General features: G+C 67.7%; 30 protein-coding genes. 28 read left to right on the plus strand and 2 right to left on the minus strand.

The features are described from left to right. The first annotated feature begins 26 nt into the window (after nucleotides 1–26). Both tuf and ACFY1L_RS07685 read left to right on the plus strand, forming a co-directional pair. The gene (tuf, locus tag ACFY1L_RS07680) at nucleotides 27–1,220 is read left to right on the plus strand and encodes an elongation factor Tu (RefSeq protein WP_361265053.1); all 1,194 of its coding nucleotides are present in this window, start codon (nucleotides 27–29) and stop codon (nucleotides 1,218–1,220) included. 276 nt (nucleotides 1,221–1,496) lie between these two features. Continuing rightward, complete coding sequence (locus tag ACFY1L_RS07685) at nucleotides 1,497–2,645, plus strand: acyltransferase family protein (RefSeq protein ID WP_388819743.1); 1,149 nt, start codon at nucleotides 1,497–1,499, stop codon at nucleotides 2,643–2,645. A gap of 111 nt (nucleotides 2,646–2,756) precedes the next feature. Here ACFY1L_RS07685 and ACFY1L_RS07690 read toward each other — a convergent pair whose 3' ends face one another. Then, complete coding sequence (locus ACFY1L_RS07690; RefSeq protein ID WP_388819746.1) at nucleotides 2,757–3,794, minus strand: aldo/keto reductase; 1,038 nt, start codon at nucleotides 3,792–3,794, stop codon at nucleotides 2,757–2,759. A gap of 131 nt (nucleotides 3,795–3,925) precedes the next feature. On the opposite strand from ACFY1L_RS07690, the gene ACFY1L_RS07695 reads away from it, so the two are divergent. Next, nucleotides 3,926–4,501 carry a TetR/AcrR family transcriptional regulator gene (locus ACFY1L_RS07695; RefSeq protein WP_388819748.1) on the plus strand — a complete coding sequence of 192 codons (576 nt, stop codon included), beginning with the start codon at nucleotides 3,926–3,928 and terminating at the stop codon, nucleotides 4,499–4,501. Between the two features lie 60 nt (nucleotides 4,502–4,561). Here ACFY1L_RS07695 and ACFY1L_RS07700 read toward each other — a convergent pair whose 3' ends face one another. Further along, nucleotides 4,562–5,734, minus strand: coding sequence for a right-handed parallel beta-helix repeat-containing protein (locus tag ACFY1L_RS07700; RefSeq protein ID WP_388819751.1), 1,173 nt, complete (start codon nucleotides 5,732–5,734; stop codon nucleotides 4,562–4,564). 287 nt (nucleotides 5,735–6,021) lie between these two features. On the opposite strand from ACFY1L_RS07700, the gene ACFY1L_RS07705 reads away from it, so the two are divergent. The 25 genes from ACFY1L_RS07705 (at nucleotide 6,022) to ACFY1L_RS07825 (ending at nucleotide 22,022) form a co-directional block, all read left to right on the plus strand. Next, nucleotides 6,022–6,468, plus strand: a complete 447-nt coding sequence (locus tag ACFY1L_RS07705) for a hypothetical protein (protein WP_388819754.1) — start codon at nucleotides 6,022–6,024, stop codon at nucleotides 6,466–6,468. Continuing rightward, nucleotides 6,465–9,692, plus strand: coding sequence for a tetratricopeptide repeat protein (locus ACFY1L_RS07710; protein WP_388819757.1), 3,228 nt, complete (start codon nucleotides 6,465–6,467; stop codon nucleotides 9,690–9,692). Before ACFY1L_RS07705 ends, ACFY1L_RS07710 begins: the two co-directional genes overlap by 4 nt. Before the next feature lie 407 nt (nucleotides 9,693–10,099). Beyond that, nucleotides 10,100–10,408 (plus strand): 30S ribosomal protein S10, encoded by a 309-nt coding sequence (gene rpsJ, locus ACFY1L_RS07715; protein WP_003948644.1) that lies wholly within the window; start codon nucleotides 10,100–10,102, stop codon nucleotides 10,406–10,408. Nucleotides 10,409–10,425: 17 nt separating this feature from the next. Next, nucleotides 10,426–11,070, plus strand: a complete 645-nt coding sequence (gene rplC, locus ACFY1L_RS07720) for a 50S ribosomal protein L3 (protein WP_124439903.1) — start codon at nucleotides 10,426–10,428, stop codon at nucleotides 11,068–11,070. Nucleotides 11,071–11,077: 7 nt separating this feature from the next. Next, nucleotides 11,078–11,734 carry a 50S ribosomal protein L4 gene (rplD, locus tag ACFY1L_RS07725; RefSeq protein WP_388819760.1) on the plus strand — a complete coding sequence of 219 codons (657 nt, stop codon included), beginning with the start codon at nucleotides 11,078–11,080 and terminating at the stop codon, nucleotides 11,732–11,734. Continuing rightward, complete coding sequence (gene rplW, locus ACFY1L_RS07730) at nucleotides 11,734–12,153, plus strand: 50S ribosomal protein L23 (RefSeq protein WP_361265030.1); 420 nt, start codon at nucleotides 11,734–11,736, stop codon at nucleotides 12,151–12,153. Before rplD ends, rplW begins: the two co-directional genes overlap by 1 nt. Nucleotides 12,154–12,191: 38 nt before the next feature. Beyond that, nucleotides 12,192–13,028, plus strand: coding sequence for a 50S ribosomal protein L2 (rplB, locus tag ACFY1L_RS07735; protein WP_361265027.1), 837 nt, complete (start codon nucleotides 12,192–12,194; stop codon nucleotides 13,026–13,028). Nucleotides 13,029–13,040: 12 nt separating this feature from the next. Next, the gene (gene rpsS, locus ACFY1L_RS07740) at nucleotides 13,041–13,322 is read left to right on the plus strand and encodes a 30S ribosomal protein S19 (protein ID WP_030930516.1); all 282 of its coding nucleotides are present in this window, start codon (nucleotides 13,041–13,043) and stop codon (nucleotides 13,320–13,322) included. 44 nt (nucleotides 13,323–13,366) lie between these two features. Beyond that, entirely contained in the window at nucleotides 13,367–13,714 is a 348-nt protein-coding gene (gene rplV, locus ACFY1L_RS07745; RefSeq protein WP_003974262.1) for a 50S ribosomal protein L22, read from the plus strand. After that, the gene (rpsC, locus tag ACFY1L_RS07750; protein WP_015658463.1) at nucleotides 13,714–14,535 is read left to right on the plus strand and encodes a 30S ribosomal protein S3; all 822 of its coding nucleotides are present in this window, start codon (nucleotides 13,714–13,716) and stop codon (nucleotides 14,533–14,535) included. Before rplV ends, rpsC begins: the two co-directional genes overlap by 1 nt. 5 nt (nucleotides 14,536–14,540) lie before the next feature. Beyond that, nucleotides 14,541–14,960: a 50S ribosomal protein L16 gene (gene rplP / locus ACFY1L_RS07755; RefSeq protein ID WP_009327094.1), complete on the plus strand. Its 420-nt coding sequence runs from the start codon at nucleotides 14,541–14,543 to the stop codon at nucleotides 14,958–14,960. Then, on the plus strand, nucleotides 14,960–15,184 hold the full coding sequence (gene rpmC, locus ACFY1L_RS07760; RefSeq protein ID WP_003974259.1) for a 50S ribosomal protein L29: 225 nt from the start codon (nucleotides 14,960–14,962) through the stop codon (nucleotides 15,182–15,184). The genes rplP and rpmC overlap by 1 nt, the downstream gene beginning before the upstream one ends. Then, nucleotides 15,184–15,471 (plus strand): 30S ribosomal protein S17, encoded by a 288-nt coding sequence (rpsQ, locus tag ACFY1L_RS07765; protein ID WP_007384073.1) that lies wholly within the window; start codon nucleotides 15,184–15,186, stop codon nucleotides 15,469–15,471. Before rpmC ends, rpsQ begins: the two co-directional genes overlap by 1 nt. A 97-nt stretch (nucleotides 15,472–15,568) precedes the next feature. Then, on the plus strand, nucleotides 15,569–15,937 hold the full coding sequence (gene rplN, locus ACFY1L_RS07770) for a 50S ribosomal protein L14 (protein WP_003998823.1): 369 nt from the start codon (nucleotides 15,569–15,571) through the stop codon (nucleotides 15,935–15,937). 2 nt (nucleotides 15,938–15,939) lie between these two features. Continuing rightward, nucleotides 15,940–16,263 carry a 50S ribosomal protein L24 gene (gene rplX, locus ACFY1L_RS07775; RefSeq protein ID WP_037929577.1) on the plus strand — a complete coding sequence of 108 codons (324 nt, stop codon included), beginning with the start codon at nucleotides 15,940–15,942 and terminating at the stop codon, nucleotides 16,261–16,263. Next, nucleotides 16,263–16,820, plus strand: coding sequence for a 50S ribosomal protein L5 (gene rplE / locus ACFY1L_RS07780; RefSeq protein ID WP_020135807.1), 558 nt, complete (start codon nucleotides 16,263–16,265; stop codon nucleotides 16,818–16,820). Before rplX ends, rplE begins: the two co-directional genes overlap by 1 nt. A 5-nt stretch (nucleotides 16,821–16,825) precedes the next feature. Next, nucleotides 16,826–17,011, plus strand: a complete 186-nt coding sequence (locus ACFY1L_RS07785) for a type Z 30S ribosomal protein S14 (RefSeq protein WP_003948630.1) — start codon at nucleotides 16,826–16,828, stop codon at nucleotides 17,009–17,011. A 212-nt stretch (nucleotides 17,012–17,223) separates the two neighbouring features. Next, the gene (gene rpsH, locus ACFY1L_RS07790; RefSeq protein WP_007494756.1) at nucleotides 17,224–17,622 is read left to right on the plus strand and encodes a 30S ribosomal protein S8; all 399 of its coding nucleotides are present in this window, start codon (nucleotides 17,224–17,226) and stop codon (nucleotides 17,620–17,622) included. 24 nt (nucleotides 17,623–17,646) lie between these two features. Next, nucleotides 17,647–18,186 (plus strand): 50S ribosomal protein L6, encoded by a 540-nt coding sequence (gene rplF / locus ACFY1L_RS07795; protein ID WP_269661073.1) that lies wholly within the window; start codon nucleotides 17,647–17,649, stop codon nucleotides 18,184–18,186. Nucleotides 18,187–18,189: 3 nt separating this feature from the next. Further along, nucleotides 18,190–18,573: a 50S ribosomal protein L18 gene (rplR, locus tag ACFY1L_RS07800; protein ID WP_007494754.1), complete on the plus strand. Its 384-nt coding sequence runs from the start codon at nucleotides 18,190–18,192 to the stop codon at nucleotides 18,571–18,573. A gap of 36 nt (nucleotides 18,574–18,609) precedes the next feature. Continuing rightward, the gene (gene rpsE, locus ACFY1L_RS07805) at nucleotides 18,610–19,215 is read left to right on the plus strand and encodes a 30S ribosomal protein S5 (RefSeq protein ID WP_004984517.1); all 606 of its coding nucleotides are present in this window, start codon (nucleotides 18,610–18,612) and stop codon (nucleotides 19,213–19,215) included. A 2-nt stretch (nucleotides 19,216–19,217) separates the two neighbouring features. Beyond that, complete coding sequence (gene rpmD, locus ACFY1L_RS07810) at nucleotides 19,218–19,400, plus strand: 50S ribosomal protein L30 (protein ID WP_129307387.1); 183 nt, start codon at nucleotides 19,218–19,220, stop codon at nucleotides 19,398–19,400. A gap of 2 nt (nucleotides 19,401–19,402) precedes the next feature. Continuing rightward, nucleotides 19,403–19,858, plus strand: coding sequence for a 50S ribosomal protein L15 (gene rplO / locus ACFY1L_RS07815; RefSeq protein WP_388819769.1), 456 nt, complete (start codon nucleotides 19,403–19,405; stop codon nucleotides 19,856–19,858). Nucleotides 19,859–20,046: 188 nt separating this feature from the next. Then, nucleotides 20,047–21,360 (plus strand): preprotein translocase subunit SecY, encoded by a 1,314-nt coding sequence (gene secY, locus ACFY1L_RS07820; RefSeq protein ID WP_361265017.1) that lies wholly within the window; start codon nucleotides 20,047–20,049, stop codon nucleotides 21,358–21,360. Then, the gene (locus tag ACFY1L_RS07825; RefSeq protein ID WP_361265014.1) at nucleotides 21,360–22,022 is read left to right on the plus strand and encodes an adenylate kinase; all 663 of its coding nucleotides are present in this window, start codon (nucleotides 21,360–21,362) and stop codon (nucleotides 22,020–22,022) included. The genes secY and ACFY1L_RS07825 overlap by 1 nt, the downstream gene beginning before the upstream one ends. Nucleotide 22,023: the final 1 nt, after the last annotated feature.

Consider the following 22,023-nt stretch of genomic DNA (forward strand, 5'->3'; position numbering starts at 1 on the left):
CAGAACCACTCCACAGGAGGACCCCAGTGGCGAAGGCGAAGTTCGAGCGGACTAAGCCGCACGTCAACATCGGCACCATCGGTCACATCGACCACGGTAAGACGACCCTCACGGCCGCCATTACCAAGGTGCTGCACGACGCGTTCCCGGACCTGAACGAGGCCTCGGCGTTCGACCAGATCGACAAGGCTCCCGAAGAGCGCCAGCGCGGTATCACCATCTCCATCGCGCACGTCGAGTACCAGACGGAGACCCGTCACTACGCCCACGTCGACTGCCCCGGTCACGCGGACTACATCAAGAACATGATCACGGGTGCGGCGCAGATGGACGGCGCCATCCTCGTTGTCGCCGCCACCGACGGCCCGATGCCGCAGACCAAGGAGCACGTGCTCCTGGCCCGCCAGGTCGGTGTTCCGTACATCGTCGTCGCCCTGAACAAGGCCGACATGGTGGACGACGAGGAGATCCTGGAGCTCGTCGAGCTCGAGGTCCGTGAGCTGCTCTCCGAGTACGAGTTCCCGGGCGACGACGTTCCGGTCGTCAAGGTCTCGGCGCTCAAGGCGCTCGAGGGCGACAAGGAGTGGGGCCAGTCGGTCCTGGACCTGATGTCCGCCGTCGACACCGCCATCCCGGAGCCGGAGCGCGACGTCGACAAGCCGTTCCTGATGCCGATCGAGGACGTCTTCACGATCACCGGTCGCGGTACGGTCGTCACCGGCCGTATCGAGCGTGGTGTCCTGAAGGTCAACGAGACCGTCGACATCATCGGCATCAAGACCGAGAAGACCACCACCACGGTCACCGGCATCGAGATGTTCCGCAAGCTGCTCGACGAGGGCCAGGCCGGTGAGAACGTCGGTCTGCTGCTCCGCGGCATCAAGCGCGAGGACGTCGAGCGCGGCCAGGTCATCATCAAGCCGGGCTCGGTCACCCCGCACACCGAGTTCGAGGCGCAGGCCTACATCCTGTCCAAGGACGAGGGTGGCCGCCACACGCCGTTCTTCAACAACTACCGTCCGCAGTTCTACTTCCGTACGACTGACGTGACCGGTGTTGTGACCCTCCCCGAGGGCACCGAGATGGTCATGCCCGGCGACAACACTGAGATGAAGGTCGAGCTCATCCAGCCCATCGCCATGGAAGAGGGCCTGAAGTTCGCCATCCGTGAGGGTGGCCGGACCGTGGGCGCCGGCCAGGTCACCAAGATCAACAAGTGACCTTGTTGATTTGACCTGGTAGCTCCAGCGCGAGCTCCTGAAGGGGCCCGTACGACTTCGGTCGTACGGGCCCTTTCGCTTGTCCTGCGCCGGACGGGGCCGACGGTTGCGCGGTGAAGTCTCGGCAAACCTTGCGGGACGCGGCGCGGGACTCGTCGTAGAGACTTGGCGCAATTCGCCCCGCCGATGCCCCGAATGCCCCTGTCTTCCATCTGTGGGGCGGTTGTGACGCCCTAGCGTGAGGAACCGGAGCAGCCAGACAGGGGATGATCGCCGATGTCCGTGATGGTCGACCGGCCGACGCAGCAGTTGCGGGCGGTACAGGTCCGCCGTCAGACGGCCCCGCTCCGCCGCGAGCGTCCGCGGCTGTACGCCATCGACGGCATACGGCTCGTCGCCGCGCTGATGGTCGCCGTGCACCACTACGCCGGCAGCTGGCGCGTCGACCAGCCGGACAACCTCGTCTGGGGCAGACCGGCGTCCGAGGTCATGCCGACGGTGTTCCGCTTCGCGACCTACGGCTGGATCGGCGTCGAGATCTTCTTCGTCATCAGCGGCTTCGTGATCTGCATGTCCTGCTGGGGACGCACCCCGCGGCAGTTCTTCGTCTCGAGGGTGATCCGGCTCTACCCGGCGTACTGGTTCGCCATCGCCTTCACCACGGCCGTGGTGGTGGCGGTGCCGGGTGTCTGGGAGCGGCTGAAGCTGCGCGACATTCTGCTCAACTTCACGATGCTGCAGTCGGGTTCGGGTGTGGACAGCGTCGACGGGGTGTACTGGACGCTCTGGTCGGAGCTGCGCTTCTACCTGCTCTTCATGGTCGTCGTCGCCACCGGGCTGACGTACCGCAAGGTCGTCGTCTTCTGTTGTGTGTGGGGTGCGGCGGCCATGCTGGCCCCGGTGGCGAAGTTCCACCTGCTGACGCTGGTGGCCAACCCGGACGGCGCGTGGTTCTTCATCGCCGGGCTGGCCCTGTATCTGATGCACCGCTTCGGGCAGGACCTCCTCCTGTGGGGGATCCTCGCGATGGCGTGGCTGATGGGGCAGCGGCAGCTGGGCCTCAGGATCGACAACAACGAGCATGTGTCGGGGTGGCGGGGGAGTGCCGTCATCTTCACCGTGTTCCTGCTGGTGATGGTCGCGATCGCGCTGGGTGCGACGGACCGGATCCGGTGGAGGTGGCTGGTGACCGCGGGGAGTCTGACGTATCCGCTGTATCTGCTGCACTATGTCGCCGGTACGGCGCTCATCAACCGTCTGCGGGACACCATGGACCCGCGGCTGCTGGTCGCGGTCGTGATCGCCGGGTTCCTGGTGCTGAGCTGGTTGGTGCACCGGTTCGTGGAGGCGCCGGTGGCGCGGATGCTGAAGCGGGGGCTGGACACGTCGTTCGCGCGGCTGCGCAACGTGGGCGCTCCGCTGTAGGTGCCGTGATTCGGCTGCGGGTCGGTGGGGGCTGGTCGCGCCCGCGCGGTGGAGCCGCAAATCGGCACAGACCCGCGCCCCTTGAGGGGCGCGGGTCCGGCGGCTGATGTTCTACCGGCGGCGGGCCGTGGCCTCCAGCGCCGACGTCGCCGTACCCCACATGTTGTCGGCGACGTTGACCGTGTGGCCGGGCGGGACGATCTCGTCGATGCGGTCGAGTACGTCGGTGGGCAGGTCGATGTCGTCGGCCGCGAGGTAGGACTCGAGGTGCTCCATCGTGCGTGGGCCGACAATGGCGGAGGTGACCGCCGGGTGGCGGGTGACGAAGGCGATCGCCATCTGGACGAGGGTCATTCCGGCCTCGTCGGCGAGTGCGCCGAGCGCGTCGGCGGCGTCGAGCTTCGCCGCGTTCGCCGCGGACGTGGCGTCGTAGAGGGCGGCGAAACGGCTCTGCCGGACGACCGAGCCAGGCCCGCCGATCTCCCCGCCCCTGCGGTAGCGGCCCGAGAGCCAGCCGCCGGCCAGCGGGCTGTAGGTCAGGACGCCCAGGCCGTGGCGCCGGCAGGTCGGCAGCACGTCGTACTCGACGGCGCGGGCCAGCAGGGAGTACGGCGGCTGCTCGGTGCGGAAGCGCTCGCGGCCGCGGCGCTCGGCGGTCCACTGCGCCTCGACGATCTCGGACGCGGGGACCGTCGACGCGCCGAACGCGCGGATCTTGCCTGCCCGCACCAGGTCGGACAGCACGCCCAGGGTCTCGTCGACATCGGTGGCCGGGTCGAGGCGATGCACCTGGTAGAGGTCGATCCGGTCGGTGCCGAGGCGGCGCAGCGAGCCCTCGACCGCTTCGGTTATCCAACGCCGTGATGTTCCACGGTGGTTGGGGTCCTCGCCGAACGGCAGCCCGACCTTCGTGGCGAGCACCACGTTGTCGCGCCGCCCGCCGGCGAGCGCCTTGCCGACGATCTCCTCCGACTCGCCGGCGGAGTAGAAGTCGGCGGTGTCGATGAAGTTGATCCCCGCGTCCAGGGCGCGGTGGATGATCTTCGCCGACTCCTCGTGATCGGAGTTGCCGAAGGCGCCGAGCATCATCGCGCCCAGGCACAGCTGGCTGACCGAGACGCCGGTGCGTCCCAGGGGTCGGTAGTCCATGAAGAAGCTCCTTGTACGGCCGCGGGCAGCTCGCGGCGGCAGGGCAGAACTCGCCCCGCAGCTAAACGGATAGCCTGTCCACATCACTGTAGCGGATAGCCTGTCCGCTTAGTGCTGGATAGGCTGCACCCATGTCCCGACCGGCCCCCCGACCACCCGCGAAGCGTGCCGACGCCGAGCGCAACCGCGACAGGATCCTTGCCGCCGCCCGCACCGCGTTCGCCGCGCCCGACGCCCAGGTGTCGATGGCCGAGATCTCGCGCCGCGCGGGCGTCGGCATGGCCACGCTCTACCGCAACTTCCCCGGCCGCCGGGAGCTCCTCGAGGCGCTCTACACCGACGAGGTCAGCGCTGTTTGCGAGGCCGCCCAGGCCGTCGAGGGTGCGACGCCCGGGGCGGTGCTCGCGGCCTGGCTGGAGGCCTTCTTCGCCTTCTCCACCAGGAAGCGGCATGTCGCCGCCGAGCTGCTCAAGCACTCGGACGGCAGCAACCCCGTGTTCGGCCGGAACCGCGACCGGGTGCTCGCCGCCGGCCGTCCACTGCTCGCCGCCGCACAGGACGCGCACGAGGTCCGCGACGACCTCACGCTCGAGCAGATCCTCGACATGGTCATCGCCATCGCCACGATCCACGGCGACGACCGGTATCTCGGGCCGATCCTCCGGACCGCGCTCGACGGACTGCGTCCCCCGGCCGACGCCGCATAGGCAGAGGGCCCGTACGACCGGAGTGGTACGGGCCCCCTTCGTCGGTCCGGCCAGGTTCGGTTACGGCGTGACGACCTTCCCTCCGAAGGTCACCGCGAGCTTCCCGTCCGAGGCGAAGGACCAGCCCAGGCTGCCGCTGTACGAAGAGCAGCGGGAGCCGTTGGTGCCCGTCCAGAACTGGTTCGAACTGTCCGCGTCGCCGACCGTCTTGTCGTTCGAGCCGCTGACGGCGAACCGGCACGAGGTGTTGGTCCGGAAGACCGAAGTGCCCGCGTCGAACGAGAAGTTGCGCTCGGCGTTGTCGACGCCGACGTTGTTGGAGATGGTCATCTTGCCGGGGTTGCTGTTGTACGTGAACCCGTGATGACCGTTGCGGTAGGCGATGCTGTGCTGCACGACGTGGTTGACCGCGATGTCGTCGCCGCCGAGCTTGTAGCCGTTGCGGTCGCCGTTGGAGTTCACGGTGCCGTCGCTGAGCGTGCCATTGCCGTAGGACAGCGAGTACTCGATGGTCACCGGGCCGATGGCGCCGGTGTCGGTCTTGGTGTACAGGTCCCAGCCGTCGTCGATGTTGTTGTGGGAGACGTCGTAGCGGAAGACGTTCCCGGTGCCGGTGGTCAGCTTCGCGGCGAAGCCGTCCGCGTCCTCGCCGTCGGAGTCGGCGTTGTCGTGCGACTCCGAGCTCACGATCAGGTTGTTCGACGGCCACTGGGAGCTCGGGGTGCTGGAGGAGATGCGGCCCAGCTGCAGACCCGTGTCGCGGTTGTACGCCGTCACCACGCGCTCCACGACGTTGTTGCTGCCGCCGACGTAGATGCCGTTGTCGCCGGCGTGCTGGACGGTGATCCCGTAGAGGTGCCAGTAGTCGGCGTTCAGCTGGAGCCCGCGGTTCGACGAACTCTCGCTCTGCGCCGAGAAGTTGAGCACCGGTGTCTCGCCCGGGTAGGCGGACAGGGTGGTGCGGGCACTGGAGGTGCCGTTGCTGCCCGCCGGGACCGTGATCGTCGACGAGTAGTTGTACGTCCCGCCGCGCAGGTAGATCGTGCCGCCGGACGCGATGCGGCTGATCGCGGTGGCGAGCGTCGTCGGGGCGGACTGGGTGCCGGCCGCGCTGTCGGTGCCGCTCGGCGACACGTACTGCGTGGCGCTCGCGGCCTGTGCCGGGGCGCCGCTCAGCGCGACGAGGGCGCCGGCCAGCAGGCTGACTGACGCGAGGACGGATCTCACTTGCATGGTGGTGCCTCCGGTTCGTCCGTGACCAGGGGTGCCGTGCAGGAGAAAGCGCTTTCTCGTGTTCTCGAACGGGAACGTAAGCGCTTGCTATGGACGCGTCAATAGGCGGGTGCTTGATTCTTATTCACGGACATGAACCAAACGGGCGGCGGTCGTCGCGTGGCAGCGGGTGCCGTGGTGGCTGTGGGGGAGATGGTGAATTCGGTACGGACACAGGGCAGTTGGGGTACCAGTGGCGCACACTGAGGGGTGTGCCCCGCTGGATGGGCCCATGACAGGAGGCGGTCATGTCGGATCCCGCCGCGGCTCTCGCGCTCAGCGCCGCGACGACCCTCGTCAACACCATGGCCACATCGGGCTGGGAGGCGACGAAGGCACTTTTCGTACGGCTCTTCAGGCGTCAGGGCGACGGCGACGAACCGGCGGCCGAGCTGGAGCGGGCAGCGGCCCGGGTCGTCGCGGCGGGCGAGGGGGAGCGGGCCGAGCGGGCGCGGCAGTCGCTGGTGGGAACGTGGCAGTACCAGTTGCAGACGCTGCTGGAGGACCATCCGGACGCGGAGGCGGAACTCCTGGAGATCCTCGCGGGGCTGCAGTCCCCGGAGGCCGGACAGCACTGGCAGCAGACCAACATCGCCCGTGACGGCGGCACGACCTACGCGGCCCAGGGCGGCAACGTCATCCACTACTCGGTCGACCAGGTACCCCCCGTCCCGGACCCGGGCGACCACCGGTGACTGAGGCCGACGCGCCCCGGTTCCAGCGGCAGGACGTCCGCGCCGAGGGCGGCTTCGCCTATGGCGTCGTCGGCGCCGACCTGCACGTCTTCGGCGACGGTACCCCGGTCTACCTGCTGTTCGCCCGCCGCGGGGCGCCCGCCGCCGACGCCGAGTGGCTCAGGGCGCAGCCCAGCCGCATGCTCGACGCGCGCGCCGAGGTCGTCGACTTCATCGGACGGGAAGCGGAACTGGGGGAGCTGACCGCCTGGCGCGAGGGGCCCGCACGGTTCGCGGTGCGCTGGCTGCACGGGCCCGGCGGACAGGGCAAGACCCGGCTCGCGGCACGGCTCGCCGCCGACTCCGAGGCGGCCGGCTGGAAGGTCGTCGACGCCGTGCACGGCACGGACACGGCGCCGCCCGCGGAGGGCAGCCAGGACCTGGCCCTCGACGGACACCGCGGCGTCCTCGTCCTCGTCGACTACGCCGACCGCTGGCCCGCCTCCCACCTGAGCTGGCTCTTCCACAACAGCCTGCTCCGGCAGGGCGTGCCCGCCCGGATCCTGCTGATCGCCCGCTCCGCGCACGGCTGGCCGGCGGTCCGGGGCCAGCTCAACCGGCTCCGCGAGAACATCGACACCTCCGACCAGGAGCTACGGCCACTGCCGGCCGACGGCAGCGAACGCGACCGCGTGTTCCGCACCGCCCGGGCCTGTTTCGCCGCGCAGTACCCCGAGGTCACCGCCGCCGACTCGATCCCGCCGCCAAGTCCCCTCGGCCACCCCGACTTCGGGCTGACGCTCGCCGTGCAGATGGCCGCGCTGGTGGCCGTGGACGCGCGGGCCCATGGCCGCCGGCCGCCCGACGACATGGTCGGCCTCACCGCGTACCTCCTCGACCGCGAGCACGAGAACTGGCGGCAGCTGTACGAGAACGCGGCCGCCGGGCTGCCGCACCGGACGCCTGACCACGTCATGGCGCGGGCGGTCTTCACCGCCGTACTGACCGGGCCGGTGAGCGTTGCCACCGGGCGCGGTCTGCTGGGCGGGCTGTTGCCGGAGGCGGAGCCGGACGTGCTGCTCGGGGACCACGCCGTCTGCTACCCGCCCGCCGACCCGGCCCGGACCCAGGTCCTCCAGCCTCTCCTGCCCGACCGCCTCGCCGAGGACTTCCTCGCCCTCAGCCTGCCGGGCAGCCCCGTCACCGGGTATGCCACCGACCCCTGGGCCGCGCTCGGCGTCACCGCGCTGCTGGCACGCGGCGGCGACGGGGCGGCGGCGCCGTGGACGCCCCGCGCGGTGACCTTCCTCGCGGAGGCGGCCGACCGCTGGCCGCACGTGGGGCACGGGCATCTGTTCCCGGTGCTGCGGCAGGACCCGGAGCTGGCCCTGGACGCGGGCAGTGCGGCGCTGACCTCGCTGGCGGGCATCGGCGAGCTGGACTTCGAGATGGTGGAGGGGGTCGAGCGGCGGTTCCGGTCGGTCACGGGGAACACGCGGCACGTGGACATCGACGTCGGGTACGCGGTGCTGACGGAGCGGGTCGTGGAGCGCCTCCTGGCCGAGGGCGCCGACGATCGCGAGCTGGCGGGGGCGCTGCACACCCTGGCCGTCCGGCTGGCGCACGCGGGCCGGAGGGGCGAGGCGCTGGAAGCCGAGTCGCAGGCGCTGGAGTGCAGCCGCGCCGTGGTGGAGGCGGGCAACCCCGACCGGCAGGGCCGTGGGGTCGACCTGCACAACCACGCCATGGCCCTGAACCACCTCAGCGATCTGCTCGCGACCGCCGGCGATCTGCAGGACGCGGCCGAAGCGGCCATGGCCGTGGTGGAGATCATGCGCAACCTGGCGCGGGGCGACGAGGAGCGCTACATGGCGCCCTTCGCCCATGCGACGGGCACGCTCGCGTCGCGGCTCAAACAGCTCGGCCATACGGCGAAGGCTCTGGAGTACGCCGAGATCGCGCTGGTGATGTACGACGAGGTCGTCCGGAGCGACCCTGCCCGGAAGGCGGCGCGGCACCTGTCCGGCTACACGGCGGCGGCCCGGCAACTCGCCTCGCTCCTGGACGAGAACGACCGGCCGCAGGACGCGCTGAAGGTCTACGGGGCTGCCCTGGAGTACGGACGGGTCCTGGCGGACGCGGCGGGGGAGTCCGACCTCCCGGGCCTCGCCGCCGCGTTGAGCGGCGTCGGTCTCACGCTGGCGCGCCTCGGCCGCCACGAGGAGGCGTTGGAGCCCACCACCGAGGCCGCCGAACTGTTCCGACGGCTGGAGAAGACCAACCCCGCCGAGTTCCGCTCCAACCTCGCCGGAGCCCTGCAGAACCTCGGCGAACAGCTCGCGGCCCTGTCCCGCCGCAGAGAGGCGCTGGCCGCCTTCGAGGAGGCGCTGGCCATGTTCCGCCGGCTCGCGGAGGCCGACCCGGACGCGCACCTGCCCAAGGTGGCCGAACTCCTGGGCCGAGTCGCCGACATGCTGTCCGCCACCGGCCGCAGGACCGAGGCTCCCGCTGCCGACGAGGAGTCCGTGGCCATCCTCCGGCGGCTCGCGCGCGACGAGCCCCCGTACCGGGAGATCCTGGCCCCCGCGCTGAACAACCTGGGTCTGCGCCTCGCCGAGGCGGGTCGGCCCGCGGACGCGGTCGCACCCGCCCGCGAGGCCCTGGCACTCCACCGGGACCTCGCGCAGGAGGCCCCGGGCACCTACCTGCCGCTCCTCACCGTCGCCGCCTACAACATGGGTGTGCGGTACGGCGCCGTCGGCCGCTCCGCCGAAGCCGTGGAGGCACTGGTCGAGGCCGTGGGCCGCTTCCGGCAGCTGGCTGCCATGGAGCCCGCGGACCGTACGGGACAGCTGGCCCTTGCCCTGGGCTCCCTCGGTGAGGAGCTCGCCGCCCTCGGGCGGCACGACGAGATGCTCGCCGTCAGTCAGGAGAGCCTCGACCTGCTCCGGCCGCGCTCCACATCGGACGGCGACCGTCTGCTCGAGTTCACCAAGGCGCAGCTGACGTACGCCCTGATGCGGCAGAAAGCCGGTGTGGACCTCGACGCGGCGCTGGCGGAGGCGGTCGACGCCGTGAACACGTACTGGCCGGCGGCCGAGCGCAACCCCGTCTTCATCCCCGCGCTCAAACAGGCGCTCGGTATCCTGGCCGACCTCTGCGAGGCCCTCGGCATGCACTCCGACGCCGCCGACTTCCGGCGCAAACGGGAGGGCATCCCCGAGCCGGATCGGTCCCGTGTTTGACCTGCGTCACTCCCGGGGTATTCTCTCCGGCTCGATTGGCCAGGCCCCCGCCCCATATGGCAGACTGTCGGAGTTGCTCGGTCGAGTGTTGATGCTGCGCGCCTCCCGCCGGGAGGACCGAAAGCGAGTCCCACAGTACTCGTCGTCCTAACTGCCACTACGGCAGCACTGGGGCGGACGTACGGGAATCTTTCGGGAAGTGTCAGTGCGGCACCGGCCAGGCACCCGGTGGACTTCTCGTCCTCGGCCTGCGGTTCCGGAAGGGCCGTGTTTTCCCGGCAGGGATGTTCGGACAAGGGACATCTGTGTCAGCGAAAGCGCGACACGCCCGACCGCGTGGGTCGGAGGAGAAGGATACGGAACCACCGGGTTCCAGAGCTGTATAGAGACAGGACTACTGAGTAGCCATGGCGGGACAGAAGATCCGCATCCGGCTCAAGGCCTACGACCACGAGGTCATCGATTCCTCGGCGAAGAAGATCGTCGAGACGGTGACCCGCACTGGTGCGTCGGTCGCGGGCCCGGTGCCGCTGCCCACTGAGAAGAACGTGTACTGCGTCATCAAGTCGCCGCACAAGTACAAGGACTCGCGCGAGCACTTCGAGATGCGCACGCACAAGCGCCTGATCGACATTCTCGACCCCACCCCCAAGACCGTTGACTCTCTGATGCGACTCGACCTCCCGGCCGGTGTCGACATCGAGATCAAGCTCTGAGGGTCGGTGAGCTGAGAATGGCTAAGCAGATCAAGGGCATCCTGGGCGAGAAGCTCGGCATGACGCAGGTGTGGGACGCGAACAACCGCGTTGTCCCGGTCACCGTCGTCAAGGCCGGCCCCAACGTCGTCACCCAGGTCCGTACGAACGACAGCGACGGCTACGAGTCGGTCCAGATCGCCTTCGGCGAGATCGACCCGCGCAAGGTGAACAAGCCCCTCAAGGGCCACTTCGCCAAGGCCGACGTCACCCCCCGCCGCCACCTCGTCGAGATCCGTACCGCTGACGCCAGCGAGTACACCCTCGGCCAGGAGATCACCGCCGAGGTGTTCGAGGCGGGCGTCAAGGTCGACGTCACCGGCAAGAGCAAGGGCAAGGGCTTCGCCGGTGTCATGAAGCGCCACAACTTCGGTGGCCTCGGCGCCGGTCACGGCACCCAGCGCAAGCACCGCTCTCCCGGTTCCATCGGTGGCTGCGCCACCCCGGGCCGTGTGTTCAAGGGCCTCCGCATGGCGGGTCGCATGGGCAACGAGCGTGTCACCACCCAGAACCTGACCGTCCACGCCGTTGACGCGGAGAAGGGTCTGCTGCTCATCAAGGGCGCGGTTCCCGGTCCGAACGGCGGCCTCGTCCTGGTCCGCACCGCGGCCAAGGGGGCCTGAGGTACCGATGAGCACTGTTGACATCCTTTCGCCTGCGGGCGAGAAGACCGGAAGCGTCGAGCTCCCCGCGGAGATCTTCGGCGTGGAGAAGATCAGCATCCCGCTGATCCACCAGGTCGTCGTCGCGCAGAACGCCGCTGCCCGCCAGGGCACGCACAAGACCAAGCGTCGCGGTGAAGTCCGTGGTGGCGGCAAGAAGCCGTACCGCCAGAAGGGCACCGGCCGCGCCCGTCAGGGCTCGACCCGCGCCCCGCAGTTCGCCGGCGGTGGCGTCGTCCACGGCCCGCAGCCGCGTGACTACTCGCAGCGGACCCCGAAGAAGATGAAGGCCGCGGCCCTGCGCCACGCCCTCACCGACCGGGCCCGCAGCAACCGCATCCACGTCGTCACCGGCGTGATCGAGGGCGAGACCCCCTCCACGAAGGCCGCCAGGACGCTGTTCGGCAAGATCTCGGAGCGCAAGAACCTGCTCCTGGTCGTCGACCGCGCCGACGAGGCCGCGTGGCTGTCCGCCCGCAACCTGCCCCAGGTCCACATCCTGGAGCCGGGCCAGCTGAACACGTACGACGTGATCGTCTCGGACGACGTGGTCTTCACCCAGGCCGCTCTCGAGTCCTTCGTCGCCGGCCCGAAGGCCAACGACACCGAAGGGAGCGAGGCCTGATGGCTACGCGTCACCCGAGCATTGCCTCCAAGGCTGCCAAGGCCGCCAAGGCCGCGCGCGTCGCCAAGGCGCGTCGCCACGCCACCGAGGGCAAGAACACCGTCGAGACGCCGCTGAGCAAGTCGTACACGGACCCCCGTGACGTCCTGCTGAAGCCGGTCGTGTCGGAGAAGAGCTACGCGCTCCTGGACGAGAACAAGTACACGTTCATCGTCGACCCGAACGCCAACAAGACCCAGATCAAGCAGGCCGTCCAGGCGGTCTTCTCGGTCAAGGTCACCGGGGTCAACACGATCAACCGCATCGGCAAGCGCAAGCGGACCCGCACCGGCTTCGGCCAGCGTGCGGCCACCAAGCGCGCGATCGTGACCCTCGCCGAGGGCGACCGTATCGACATCTTCGGCGGTCCGACCGCGTAAGCGGGTCGGATCGTCCGATATCGGACGAGGACTGAGAAATGGGAATCCGCAAGTACAAGCCGACTACGCCGGGCCGCCGTGGTTCCAGCGTCGCCGACTTCGTCGAGGTCACGCGGTCCACGCCGGAGAAGTCGTTGGTCCGCCCCCTGCACAGCAAGGGTGGCCGTAACAACTCCGGTCGTGTGACCGTCCGCCACCAGGGTGGTGGCCACAAGCGCGCCTACCGCGTGATCGACTTCCGTCGTCACGACAAGGACGGCGTGCCGGCGAAGGTCGCGCACATCGAGTACGACCCCAACCGCACCGCGCGCATCGCGCTGCTCCACTACGCGGACGGCGAGAAGCGCTACATCCTGGCGCCGAAGGGCCTGAACCAGGGCGACCGGATCGAGAACGGCCCCGGTGCCGACATCAAGCCCGGCAACAACCTGGCGCTGCGCAACATCCCGGTCGGTACGACGATCCACTCCGTGGAGCTTCGTCCGGGCGGCGGCGCCAAGTTCGCCCGCTCCGCCGGTGCCTCCGTGCAGCTGCTCGCGAAGGAGGGCACGATGGCCCACCTTCGTATGCCGTCCGGTGAGATCCGCCTGGTCGACCAGCGCTGCCGCGCCACGGTCGGCGAGGTCGGCAACGCCGAGCAGAGCAACATCAACTGGGGCAAGGCCGGCCGCAAGCGCTGGCTGGGCGTCCGCCCGACCGTTCGCGGTGTGGCGATGAACCCGGTTGACCACCCCCACGGTGGTGGTGAGGGCAAGACCTCCGGTGGTCGCCACCCGGTCAGCCCCTGGGGCCAGAAGGAAGGTCGTACTCGTTCGCCCAAGAAGGCGTCGAACAAGTACATCGTCCGCCGCCGCAAGACGAACAAGAAGCGCTAGGAGCGGGTTTAGATGCCGCGCAGTCTCAAGAAGGGGCCCTTCGTCGACGAGCACCTCGCCAAGAAGGTGGATGCTCAGAACGAAGCCGGTTCCAAGAACGTCATCAAGACCTGGTCCCGTCGCTCGATGATCGTCCCGGCCATGCTCGGCCACACGATCGCGGTGCACAACGGCAAGACCCACATCCCGGTGTTCGTCACCGAGTCGATGGTCGGTCACAAGCTCGGCGAGTTCTCGCCGACGCGCACCTTCCGGGGTCACGTCAAGGACGACCGGAAGTCGAAGCGCCGCTAGTAGCGGATCGCATTCAGACACGTAAGTAACTGAGAGGGACAACCATGGAAGCCAGGGCCCAGGCGCGGTACATCCGCGTTACGCCCATGAAGGCCCGCCGCGTGGTGGACCTTATCCGTGGCATGGACGCCACGGAGGCTCAGGCTGTTCTGCGATTCGCTCCGCAGGCAGCCTCCGTGCCCGTCGGCAAGGTGCTCGACAGCGCCATCGCCAACGCCGCGCACAACTACGACCACACCGACGCCGACAGCCTCTTCATCTCCGAGGCGTACGTCGACGAGGGCCCGACCCTGAAGCGGTTCCGTCCGCGTGCCCAGGGCCGTGCCTACCGGATCCGCAAGCGGACCAGCCACATCACCGTGGTCGTCAGCAGCAAGGAAGGAACCCGGTAATGGGCCAGAAGGTTAACCCGCATGGGTTCCGGCTCGGTGTCACCACGGACTTCAAGTCCCGGTGGTACGCCGACAAGCTGTACAAGGACTACGTCAAGGAAGACGTCGCCATCCGTCGGATGATGACGTCCGGCATGGAGCGCGCCGGCATCTCGAAGGTTGAGATCGAGCGCACCCGTGACCGCGTGCGTGTGGACATCCACACCGCTCGTCCGGGCATCGTCATCGGCCGCCGTGGCGCCGAGGCCGACCGCATCCGCGGTGACCTCGAGAAGCTCACGGGCAAGCAGGTCCAGCTGAACATCCTCGAGGTCAAGAACCCCGAGACGGACGCTCAGCTGGTTGCGCAGGCCGTCGCCGAGCAGCTCTCCTCCCGCGTCTCCTTCCGCCGCGCCATGCGTAAGAGCATGCAGTCGGCGATGAAGGCCGGCGCCAAGGGCATCAAGATCCAGTGCGGTGGCCGCCTCGGCGGCGCCGAGATGTCCCGCTCGGAGTTCTACCGCGAGGGCCGTGTGCCCCTGCACACGCTCCGCGCGAACGTGGACTACGGCTTCTTCGAGGCCAAGACGACCTTCGGCCGCATCGGTGTGAAGGTCTGGATCTACAAGGGCGACGTCAAGAACATCGCCGAGGTCCGCGCCGAGAACGCCGCTGCCCGTGCGGGTAACCGCCCGGCGCGCGGTGGTGCCGACCGCCCGGCCCGTGGTGGCCGCGGTGGCGAGCGGCGCGGTCGCAAGCCGCAGCAGGCTGCAGGCTCCGAGGCCCCCAAGGCCGAGGCTCCCGCCGCCGCTCCGGCTGAGAGCACCGGAACGGAGGCCTGACCGACATGCTGATCCCCCGTAGGGTCAAGCACCGCAAGCAGCACCACCCGAAGCGCTCCGGCGCTGCCAAGGGCGGCACGCAGGTTGCGTTCGGCGAGTACGGCATCCAGGCGCTCACCCCGGCGTACGTGACGAACCGCCAGATCGAGGCCGCTCGTATCGCCATGACGCGTCACATCAAGCGTGGTGGCAAGGTCTGGATCAACATCTACCCGGACCGTCCCCTCACCAAGAAGCCTGCCGAGACCCGCATGGGTTCCGGTAAGGGTTCTCCGGAGTGGTGGATCGCCAACGTCAAGCCCGGACGCGTGATGTTCGAGCTGTCGTACCCCAACGAGAAGATCGCCCGTGAGGCGCTGACTCGTGCGGCCCACAAGCTGCCGATGAAGTGCCGGATCGTCAAGCGCGAGGCAGGTGAAGCGTGATGTCGGCCGGTACCAAGGCGTCCGAGCTGCGCGAGCTGGGCAACGAGGAGCTTCTGGCGAAGCTCCGCGAGGCCAAGGAAGAGCTGTTCAACCTCCGCTTCCAGGCGGCGACCGGTCAGCTCGAGAACCACGGTCGGCTCAAGGCCGTCCGTAAGGACATCGCGCGGATCTACACCCTGATGCGTGAGCGCGAGCTGGGCATCGAGACGGTGGAGAGCGCCTGATGAGTGAGAGCAACGTGACTGAGCAGACTGCAGAGGCCCGCGGCTTCCGCAAGACCCGTGAGGGTCTCGTCGTCAGCGACAAGATGGACAAGACCGTCGTCGTCGCCGTCGAGGACCGCGTCAAGCACGCGCTGTACGGCAAGGTCATCCGCCGTACCAACAAGCTCAAGGCGCACGACGAGCAGAACGCTGCGGGTGTCGGCGACCGCGTCCTCCTTGCGGAGACCCGGCCGCTGTCCGCGACGAAGCGCTGGCGCGTCGTCGAGATCCTCGAGAAGGCCAAGTAATTTCCTGCGGGCAAACCCGCAGGACAGTTCCGCCAGGCTCCAACCGGGCTGAGGAATCAGCCCGGTTGGGGAACCGGCAGACAAACAGGAGATAGACGTGATCCAGCAGGAGTCGCGACTGCGCGTCGCCGACAACACTGGTGCGAAGGAAATCCTTTGCATCCGTGTGCTCGGTGGCTCCGGTCGCCGCTACGCGGGCATCGGTGACGTCATCGTCGCCACCGTCAAGGACGCGATCCCCGGTGGCAACGTGAAGAAGGGTGACGTCGTCAAGGCGGTCATCGTTCGCACCGTCAAGGAGCGCCGCCGTCCGGACGGCTCGTACATCCGCTTCGACGAGAACGCCGCCGTCATTCTGAAGAACGACGGCGACCCTCGCGGCACCCGCATCTTCGGCCCGGTCGGGCGTGAGCTGCGCGAGAAGAAGTTCATGAAGATCATCTCGCTGGCTCCGGAGGTGCTGTAAGCATGAAGATCAAGAAGGGCGACCTGGTCCAGGTCATCACCGGCAAGGACAAGGGCAAGCAGGGCAAGGTCATTGCCGCTTTCCCGCGCGAGGAGCGCGTCCTGGTCGAGGGTGTCAACCGGGTCAAGAAGCACACCAAGGCCGGCCCGACCGCTCGCGGTTCGCAGGCCGGTGGCATCGTCACGACCGAGGCGCCGATCCACGTCTCCAACGTCCAGCTGGTCGTTGAGAAGGACGGCAACAAGGTCGTCACGCGTGTCGGTTACCGCTTCGACGACGAGGGCAACAAGATCCGCGTTGCCAAGCGGACGGGTGAGGACATCTGATGGCTACCACCACCACTCCGCGTCTCAAGACGAAGTACCGCGAGGAGATCGCGGGCAAGCTGCGTGACGAGTTCAAGTACGAGAACGTCATGCAGATCCCCGGCCTCGTCAAGATCGTGGTCAACATGGGTGTGGGCGACGCCGCCCGCGACTCCAAGCTGATCGAGGGCGCCATCCGCGACCTCACCACGATCACCGGTCAGAAGCCGGCCGTCACCAAGGCCCGCAAGTCCATCGCGCAGTTCAAGCTGCGTGAGGGTCAGCCGATCGGTGCCCACGTCACGCTCCGTGGCGACCGCATGTGGGAGTTCCTGGACCGCACCCTGTCGCTCGCGCTCCCGCGCATCCGCGACTTCCGTGGTCTGTCCCCCAAGCAGTTCGACGGCCGTGGCAACTACACCTTCGGTCTCACGGAGCAGGTCATGTTCCACGAGATCGACCAGGACAAGATCGACCGTACCCGGGGTATGGACATCACCGTGGTCACCACGGCGACCAACGACGCTGAGGGCCGCGCGCTCCTTCGTCACCTCGGCTTCCCGTTCAAGGAGGCGTGAGCGAGATGGCGAAGAAGGCTCTGATTGCCAAGGCTGCTCGCAAGCCCAAGTTCGGTGTGCGTGGCTACACGCGCTGCCAGCGCTGCGGCCGTCCGCACTCCGTGTACCGCAAGTTCGGCCTGTGCCGCGTGTGCCTTCGTGAGATGGCTCACCGTGGCGAGCTGCCGGGCGTGACCAAGAGCTCCTGGTAATCCCCCTTTTAGGGATTCCAAGGGCTCTCGGTAAGCAATGGGCGTGTCAGGCGCCCTCCCTTCCATGGCTTAGGCTTGGAGGGTTGGGCGCCTGACGGTCGCCCGTACGACTTACTACGCCGTAGGTCCACCGCACCGCACCCGCCTCGTCTCGGATCGAGGAGAGGGATGGGCACCTGGAAACCCCGGCGAGAGAGGCCGAAGGCCAATTCATGACCATGACTGATCCGATCGCAGACATGCTTACGCGTCTGCGGAACGCGAACTCGGCATACCACGACTCCGTGACGATGCCGGCATCGAAGATCAAGTCGCACATCGCGGAGATCCTCCAGCAGGAGGGCTTCATCACGGGCTGGAAGATCGAGGACGCAGAGGTCGGCAAGAACCTCGTTCTCGAGCTGAAGTTCGGCCCGAACCGTGAGCGCTCCATCGCGGGCATCAAGCGGATCTCCAAGCCCGGTCTCCGGGTGTACGCGAAGTCCACCAACCTGCCCAAGGTCCTCGGTGGCCTCGGCGTGGCGATCATCTCCACGTCGCACGGTCTTCTGACCGACAAGCAGGCCGGCAAGAAGGGCGTGGGTGGGGAAGTCCTCGCCTACGTCTGGTAGCGGAAGGGAACGGAGGAAACAGCTATGTCGCGTATTGGCAAGCTCCCCATCACGGTTCCCGCCGGCGTGGACGTCACCATCGACGGCCGTACGGTCTCGGTCAAGGGCCCCAAGGGTTCGCTGACCCACACCGTTGCCGCGCCGATCGACATCGCCAAGGGTGAGGACGGCGTTCTCAACGTCACCCGCCCCAACGACGAGCGTCAGAACAAGGCCCTGCACGGCCTGTCCCGCACGCTGGTGGCGAACATGATCACCGGCGTGACCCAGGGTTACGTGAAGAAGCTCGAGATCAGCGGTGTCGGTTACCGCGTCACGGCCAAGGGTTCGAACCTCGAGTTCGCTCTCGGCTACAGCCACCCGATCACCGTCGAGGCCCCCGAGGGCATCACCTTCAAGGTGGAGGCCCCCACCCGGTTCTCGGTCGAGGGCATCGACAAGCAGAAGGTCGGCGAGGTTGCGGCCAACATCCGCAAGCTGCGCAAGCCCGACCCGTACAAGGCCAAGGGCGTCAAGTACGAGGGCGAAGTCATCCGCCGCAAGGTCGGAAAGGCGGGTAAGTAAGCCATGGCATACGGACAGAAGATCCTTAAGGGCGACGCCTACAAGCGCGCCGCGATCAAGCGCCGCCACATCCGGATCCGTAAGCACATCAACGGAACGGCGGAGCGTCCGCGTCTGGTCGTTACCCGCTCGAACCGCCACATCGTGGCCCAGGTGATCGACGACATCAAGGGTCACACCCTTGCGTCGGCGTCCACCCTGGACACCTCGATCCGCGGTGGCGAGGGCGACAAGTCCGCGCAGGCCAAGCAGGTCGGCGCCCTGGTCGCCGAGCGCGCCAAGGCCGCCGGTGTCGAGGCCGTCGTATTCGACCGTGGTGGCAACCAGTACGCCGGGCGCATCGCCGCCCTGGCGGACGCCGCCCGCGAAGCCGGGCTCAAGTTCTGAGCCGCTCGTAGCTAGCGGAAAGAGAGAGGTAATCCAATGGCTGGACCCCAGCGCCGCGGTGGCGGTGCCGGTGGCGGCGAGCGGCGGGATCGTAAGGGTCGTGACGGTGGCGCAGCTGCCGCCGAGAAGACCGCTTACGTTGAGCGTGTCGTCGCGATCAACCGTGTCGCCAAGGTTGTGAAGGGTGGTCGTCGCTTCAGCTTCACCGCGCTGGTCGTGGTGGGCGACGGTGACGGCACCGTGGGTGTCGGTTACGGCAAGGCCAAGGAGGTGCCGGCCGCCATCGCCAAGGGTGTTGAGGAGGCCAAGAAGCACTTCTTCAAGGTCCCCCGTATCCAGGGCACCATCCCGCACCCCATCCAGGGTGAGAAGGCTGCCGGCGTCGTGCTGCTCAAGCCCGCGTCCCCCGGTACCGGTGTTATCGCCGGTGGCCCGGTGCGTGCCGTGCTCGAGTGCGCCGGTATCCACGACGTGCTGTCGAAGTCGCTCGGCTCCGACAACGCGATCAACATCGTGCACGCCACCGTGGAGGCCCTGAAGGGTCTGCAGCGTCCCGAGGAGATCGCGGCCCGCCGTGGTCTGCCCCTGGAGGACGTCGCCCCCGCGGCTCTGCTGCGTGCTCGTGCCGGGGCGGGTGTGTGATCATGGCGCAGCTCAAGATCACGCAGGTCAAGTCCTACATCGGCAGCAAGCAGAACCACCGTGACACCCTGCGCTCCCTTGGTCTCAAGGGCATCAACACGCAGGTCGTCAAGGAGGACCGCCCCGAGTTCCGCGGCATGGTGCGCCATGTCCGTCACCTCGTGACGGTCGAGGAGGTCGACTGATCATGGCGGAGAACAACCCGCTCAAGATCCACAACCTCCGTCCCGCCCCGGGCGCCAAGACCGCCAAGACCCGTGTCGGTCGTGGTGAGGCGTCGAAGGGTAAGACGGCCGGTCGTGGTACCAAGGGTACGAAGGCCCGTTACCAGGTTCCGGAGCGCTTCGAGGGTGGCCAGATGCCCCTCCACATGCGTCTTCCGAAGCTGAAGGGCTTCAAGAACCCGTTCAAGACCGAGTACCAGGTCGTGAACCTCGACAAGCTGGCCGCGCTCTACCCCGAGGGTGGCGAGGTCACCGTCGAGGGTCTGGTGGCCAAGGGTGCCGTTCGCAAGAACAGCCTCGTCAAGGTCCTCGGCCAGGGTGAGATCTCCGTGGCGCTGCAGGTGACGGTCGACTCCGTCTCCGGCTCCGCCAAGGAGAAGATCACCGCCGCCGGCGGCACCGTCACCGAGCTCGTCTGACCCATTCAGGCGTCTCGATGACTTGAGCGATCCCGACCGGGGATATCCCACAAAGGGGTATCCCCGGTTGGTCGTTCCACGGGGAGCTGTGCCGCCGGTAAGGTAGCCAGCACTGTTCTTTTTTTGTATCCGTCGAACCTCAAGACCGTCACCCTTGACGCAGTTGCGCGGGGGTCGCAGGAGGCACCGTGCTCACCGCGTTCGCCCGGGCGTTCAGGACGCCCGACCTGCGCAAGAAACTGCTCTTCACGCTCGCCATCATCGTGGTCTACCGCGTCGGTACCCACATCCCGATCCCCGGCGTCAACTACACCGCCGTCCAGGAGTGTGTGGACCAGGCGTCCGGCAACCAGGGCCTGTTCGGTCTGGTCAACATGTTCAGTGGCGGCGCGCTGCTGCAGATCACGATCTTCGCGCTGGGCATCATGCCGTACATCACGGCGAGCATCATTCTGCAGCTGCTGACCGTCGTGATCCCGCGTCTCGAAGCCCTCAAGAAGGAGGGCCAGGCGGGTACGGCGAAGATCACGCAGTACACCCGTTACCTGACGGTGGCCCTCGCCATCCTGCAGGGCACCGGCCTGGTGGCCACCGCCCGCAGCGGCGCCCTCTTCTCCGGCTGCACGGTGGCCTCGAGCATCGTTCCGGACCAGGCGATCTTCACCACCATCACCATGGTCATCTGCATGACCGCCGGTACGGCCGTCGTGATGTGGCTCGGCGAGCTCATCACCGACCGCGGCATCGGCAACGGCATGTCGATCCTCATGTTCATCTCGATCGCCGCGACCTTCCCGTCCGCGCTGTGGGCGATCAAGAAGCAGGGCACCCTCGCCGGCGGCTGGATCGAGTTCGGCACCGTCATCGCCGTCGGTCTGGTCATGGTCGGTCTGGTCGTCTTCGTCGAGCAGGCCCAGCGCAGGATCCCCGTTCAGTACGCGAAGCGCATGATCGGCCGCCGGTCCTACGGCGGTACGTCGACCTACATCCCGTTGAAGGTCAACCAGGCGGGTGTGATTCCCGTCATCTTCGCGTCGTCGCTGCTCTACATCCCGGCACTGATCGCTCAGTTCTCCGGGAGCAAGGCCGGCTGGAAGACCTGGGTCGAGCAGAACCTGACCAAGGGCGATCACCCGATTTACCTGGTCAGCTACTTCTTGCTGATCGTTTTCTTCGCGTTCTTCTACGTTGCGATCTCCTTCAACCCCGAAGAAGTCGCCGACAACATGAAGAAGTATGGTGGCTTCATCCCGGGCATCCGGGCTGGCCGACCGACCGCTGAGTACCTCAGCTACGTACTCAACCGGATCACCTGGCCGGGTTCGCTGTATCTGGGGCTGATCGCTCTCGTACCAACGATGGCGTTGGTCGGGTTCGGGGCAACCGGTAACTTCCCCTTCGGCGGGACGAGCATCCTGATCATCGTGGGTGTGGGTCTCGAGACGGTGAAGCAAATCGAGAGCCAGCTTCAGCAGCGCAATTACGAAGGGTTCCTCCGCTGATGCGAATCGTCCTCGTCGGGCCGCCCGGTGCTGGGAAGGGCACTCAGGCCACGCGCCTTGCCGGGAAGCTGTCGATCCCGCACATCTCCACGGGTGACCTGTTCCGCGCCAACATCAGCCAGCAGACGGAGCTCGGGAAACTCGCGAAGTCCTACATGGACGCCGGCAACCTCGTCCCCGACGAGGTCACCATCGCGATGGCGAAGGACCGCATGGAGCAGCCCGACGCCGAGGGCGGCTTCCTGCTGGACGGTTTCCCGCGCAATGTCTCGCAGGCCGAGGCGCTCGACGAGCTGCTCAAGACCGAGGGCATCAAGCTGGACGCGGTACTCGACCTCGAGGTCCCCGAGGAAGAGGTCGTGAAGCGGATCGCCGGCCGGCGCATCTGCCGCAACGACTCGGCGCACGTCTTCCACGTGACGTACAGCCCCGCGAAGAAGGAAGGCGTCTGCGACGTCTGCGGCGGTGAGCTGTACCAGCGCGACGACGACTCCGAGGAGACCGTCCGCACGCGGCTCGAGGTCTACCACACGCAGACCGAGCCGATCATCGACTACTACAAGGCACAGGGCCTGGTCGTCACGATCTCGTCCCTGGGCCCGGTGGACGAGGTCACGCAGCGGGCCCTGGAGGCCCTCAAGCGCGAGGACGACGGCAAGTAGC

The organism is Streptomyces sp. NPDC001663, from assembly GCF_042893105.1.
Classification (GTDB): Bacteria; Actinomycetota; Actinomycetes; order Streptomycetales; family Streptomycetaceae; genus Streptomyces.

Bases quoted from the DNA above. Each gene is read 5' to 3' on its own strand.
- ACFY1L_RS07685 (WP_388819743.1), top strand. From the start codon at position 1,497: ATGTCCGTGATGGTCGACCGGCCGACGCAGCAGTTGCGGGCGGTACAG.
- ACFY1L_RS07690 (WP_388819746.1), bottom strand. From the start codon at position 3,794: ATGGACTACCGACCCCTGGGACGCACCGGCGTCTCGGTCAGCCAGCTG.
- ACFY1L_RS07695 (WP_388819748.1), top strand. From the start codon at position 3,926: ATGTCCCGACCGGCCCCCCGACCACCCGCGAAGCGTGCCGACGCCGAG.
- ACFY1L_RS07700 (WP_388819751.1), bottom strand. From the start codon at position 5,734: ATGCAAGTGAGATCCGTCCTCGCGTCAGTCAGCCTGCTGGCCGGCGCC.
- ACFY1L_RS07705 (WP_388819754.1), top strand. From the start codon at position 6,022: ATGTCGGATCCCGCCGCGGCTCTCGCGCTCAGCGCCGCGACGACCCTC.
- rpsJ (WP_003948644.1), top strand. From the start codon at position 10,100: ATGGCGGGACAGAAGATCCGCATCCGGCTCAAGGCCTACGACCACGAG.
- rplC (WP_124439903.1), top strand. From the start codon at position 10,426: ATGGCTAAGCAGATCAAGGGCATCCTGGGCGAGAAGCTCGGCATGACG.
- rplD (WP_388819760.1), top strand. From the start codon at position 11,078: ATGAGCACTGTTGACATCCTTTCGCCTGCGGGCGAGAAGACCGGAAGC.
- rplW (WP_361265030.1), top strand. From the start codon at position 11,734: ATGGCTACGCGTCACCCGAGCATTGCCTCCAAGGCTGCCAAGGCCGCC.
- rplB (WP_361265027.1), top strand. From the start codon at position 12,192: ATGGGAATCCGCAAGTACAAGCCGACTACGCCGGGCCGCCGTGGTTCC.
- rpsS (WP_030930516.1), top strand. From the start codon at position 13,041: ATGCCGCGCAGTCTCAAGAAGGGGCCCTTCGTCGACGAGCACCTCGCC.
- rplV (WP_003974262.1), top strand. From the start codon at position 13,367: ATGGAAGCCAGGGCCCAGGCGCGGTACATCCGCGTTACGCCCATGAAG.
- rpsC (WP_015658463.1), top strand. From the start codon at position 13,714: ATGGGCCAGAAGGTTAACCCGCATGGGTTCCGGCTCGGTGTCACCACG.
- rplP (WP_009327094.1), top strand. From the start codon at position 14,541: ATGCTGATCCCCCGTAGGGTCAAGCACCGCAAGCAGCACCACCCGAAG.
- rpmC (WP_003974259.1), top strand. From the start codon at position 14,960: ATGTCGGCCGGTACCAAGGCGTCCGAGCTGCGCGAGCTGGGCAACGAG.
- rpsQ (WP_007384073.1), top strand. From the start codon at position 15,184: ATGAGTGAGAGCAACGTGACTGAGCAGACTGCAGAGGCCCGCGGCTTC.
- rplX (WP_037929577.1), top strand. From the start codon at position 15,940: ATGAAGATCAAGAAGGGCGACCTGGTCCAGGTCATCACCGGCAAGGAC.
- rplE (WP_020135807.1), top strand. From the start codon at position 16,263: ATGGCTACCACCACCACTCCGCGTCTCAAGACGAAGTACCGCGAGGAG.
- ACFY1L_RS07785 (WP_003948630.1), top strand. From the start codon at position 16,826: ATGGCGAAGAAGGCTCTGATTGCCAAGGCTGCTCGCAAGCCCAAGTTC.
- rpsH (WP_007494756.1), top strand. From the start codon at position 17,224: ATGACCATGACTGATCCGATCGCAGACATGCTTACGCGTCTGCGGAAC.
- rplF (WP_269661073.1), top strand. From the start codon at position 17,647: ATGTCGCGTATTGGCAAGCTCCCCATCACGGTTCCCGCCGGCGTGGAC.
- rplR (WP_007494754.1), top strand. From the start codon at position 18,190: ATGGCATACGGACAGAAGATCCTTAAGGGCGACGCCTACAAGCGCGCC.
- rpsE (WP_004984517.1), top strand. From the start codon at position 18,610: ATGGCTGGACCCCAGCGCCGCGGTGGCGGTGCCGGTGGCGGCGAGCGG.
- rpmD (WP_129307387.1), top strand. From the start codon at position 19,218: ATGGCGCAGCTCAAGATCACGCAGGTCAAGTCCTACATCGGCAGCAAG.
- rplO (WP_388819769.1), top strand. From the start codon at position 19,403: ATGGCGGAGAACAACCCGCTCAAGATCCACAACCTCCGTCCCGCCCCG.
- ACFY1L_RS07825 (WP_361265014.1), top strand. From the start codon at position 21,360: ATGCGAATCGTCCTCGTCGGGCCGCCCGGTGCTGGGAAGGGCACTCAG.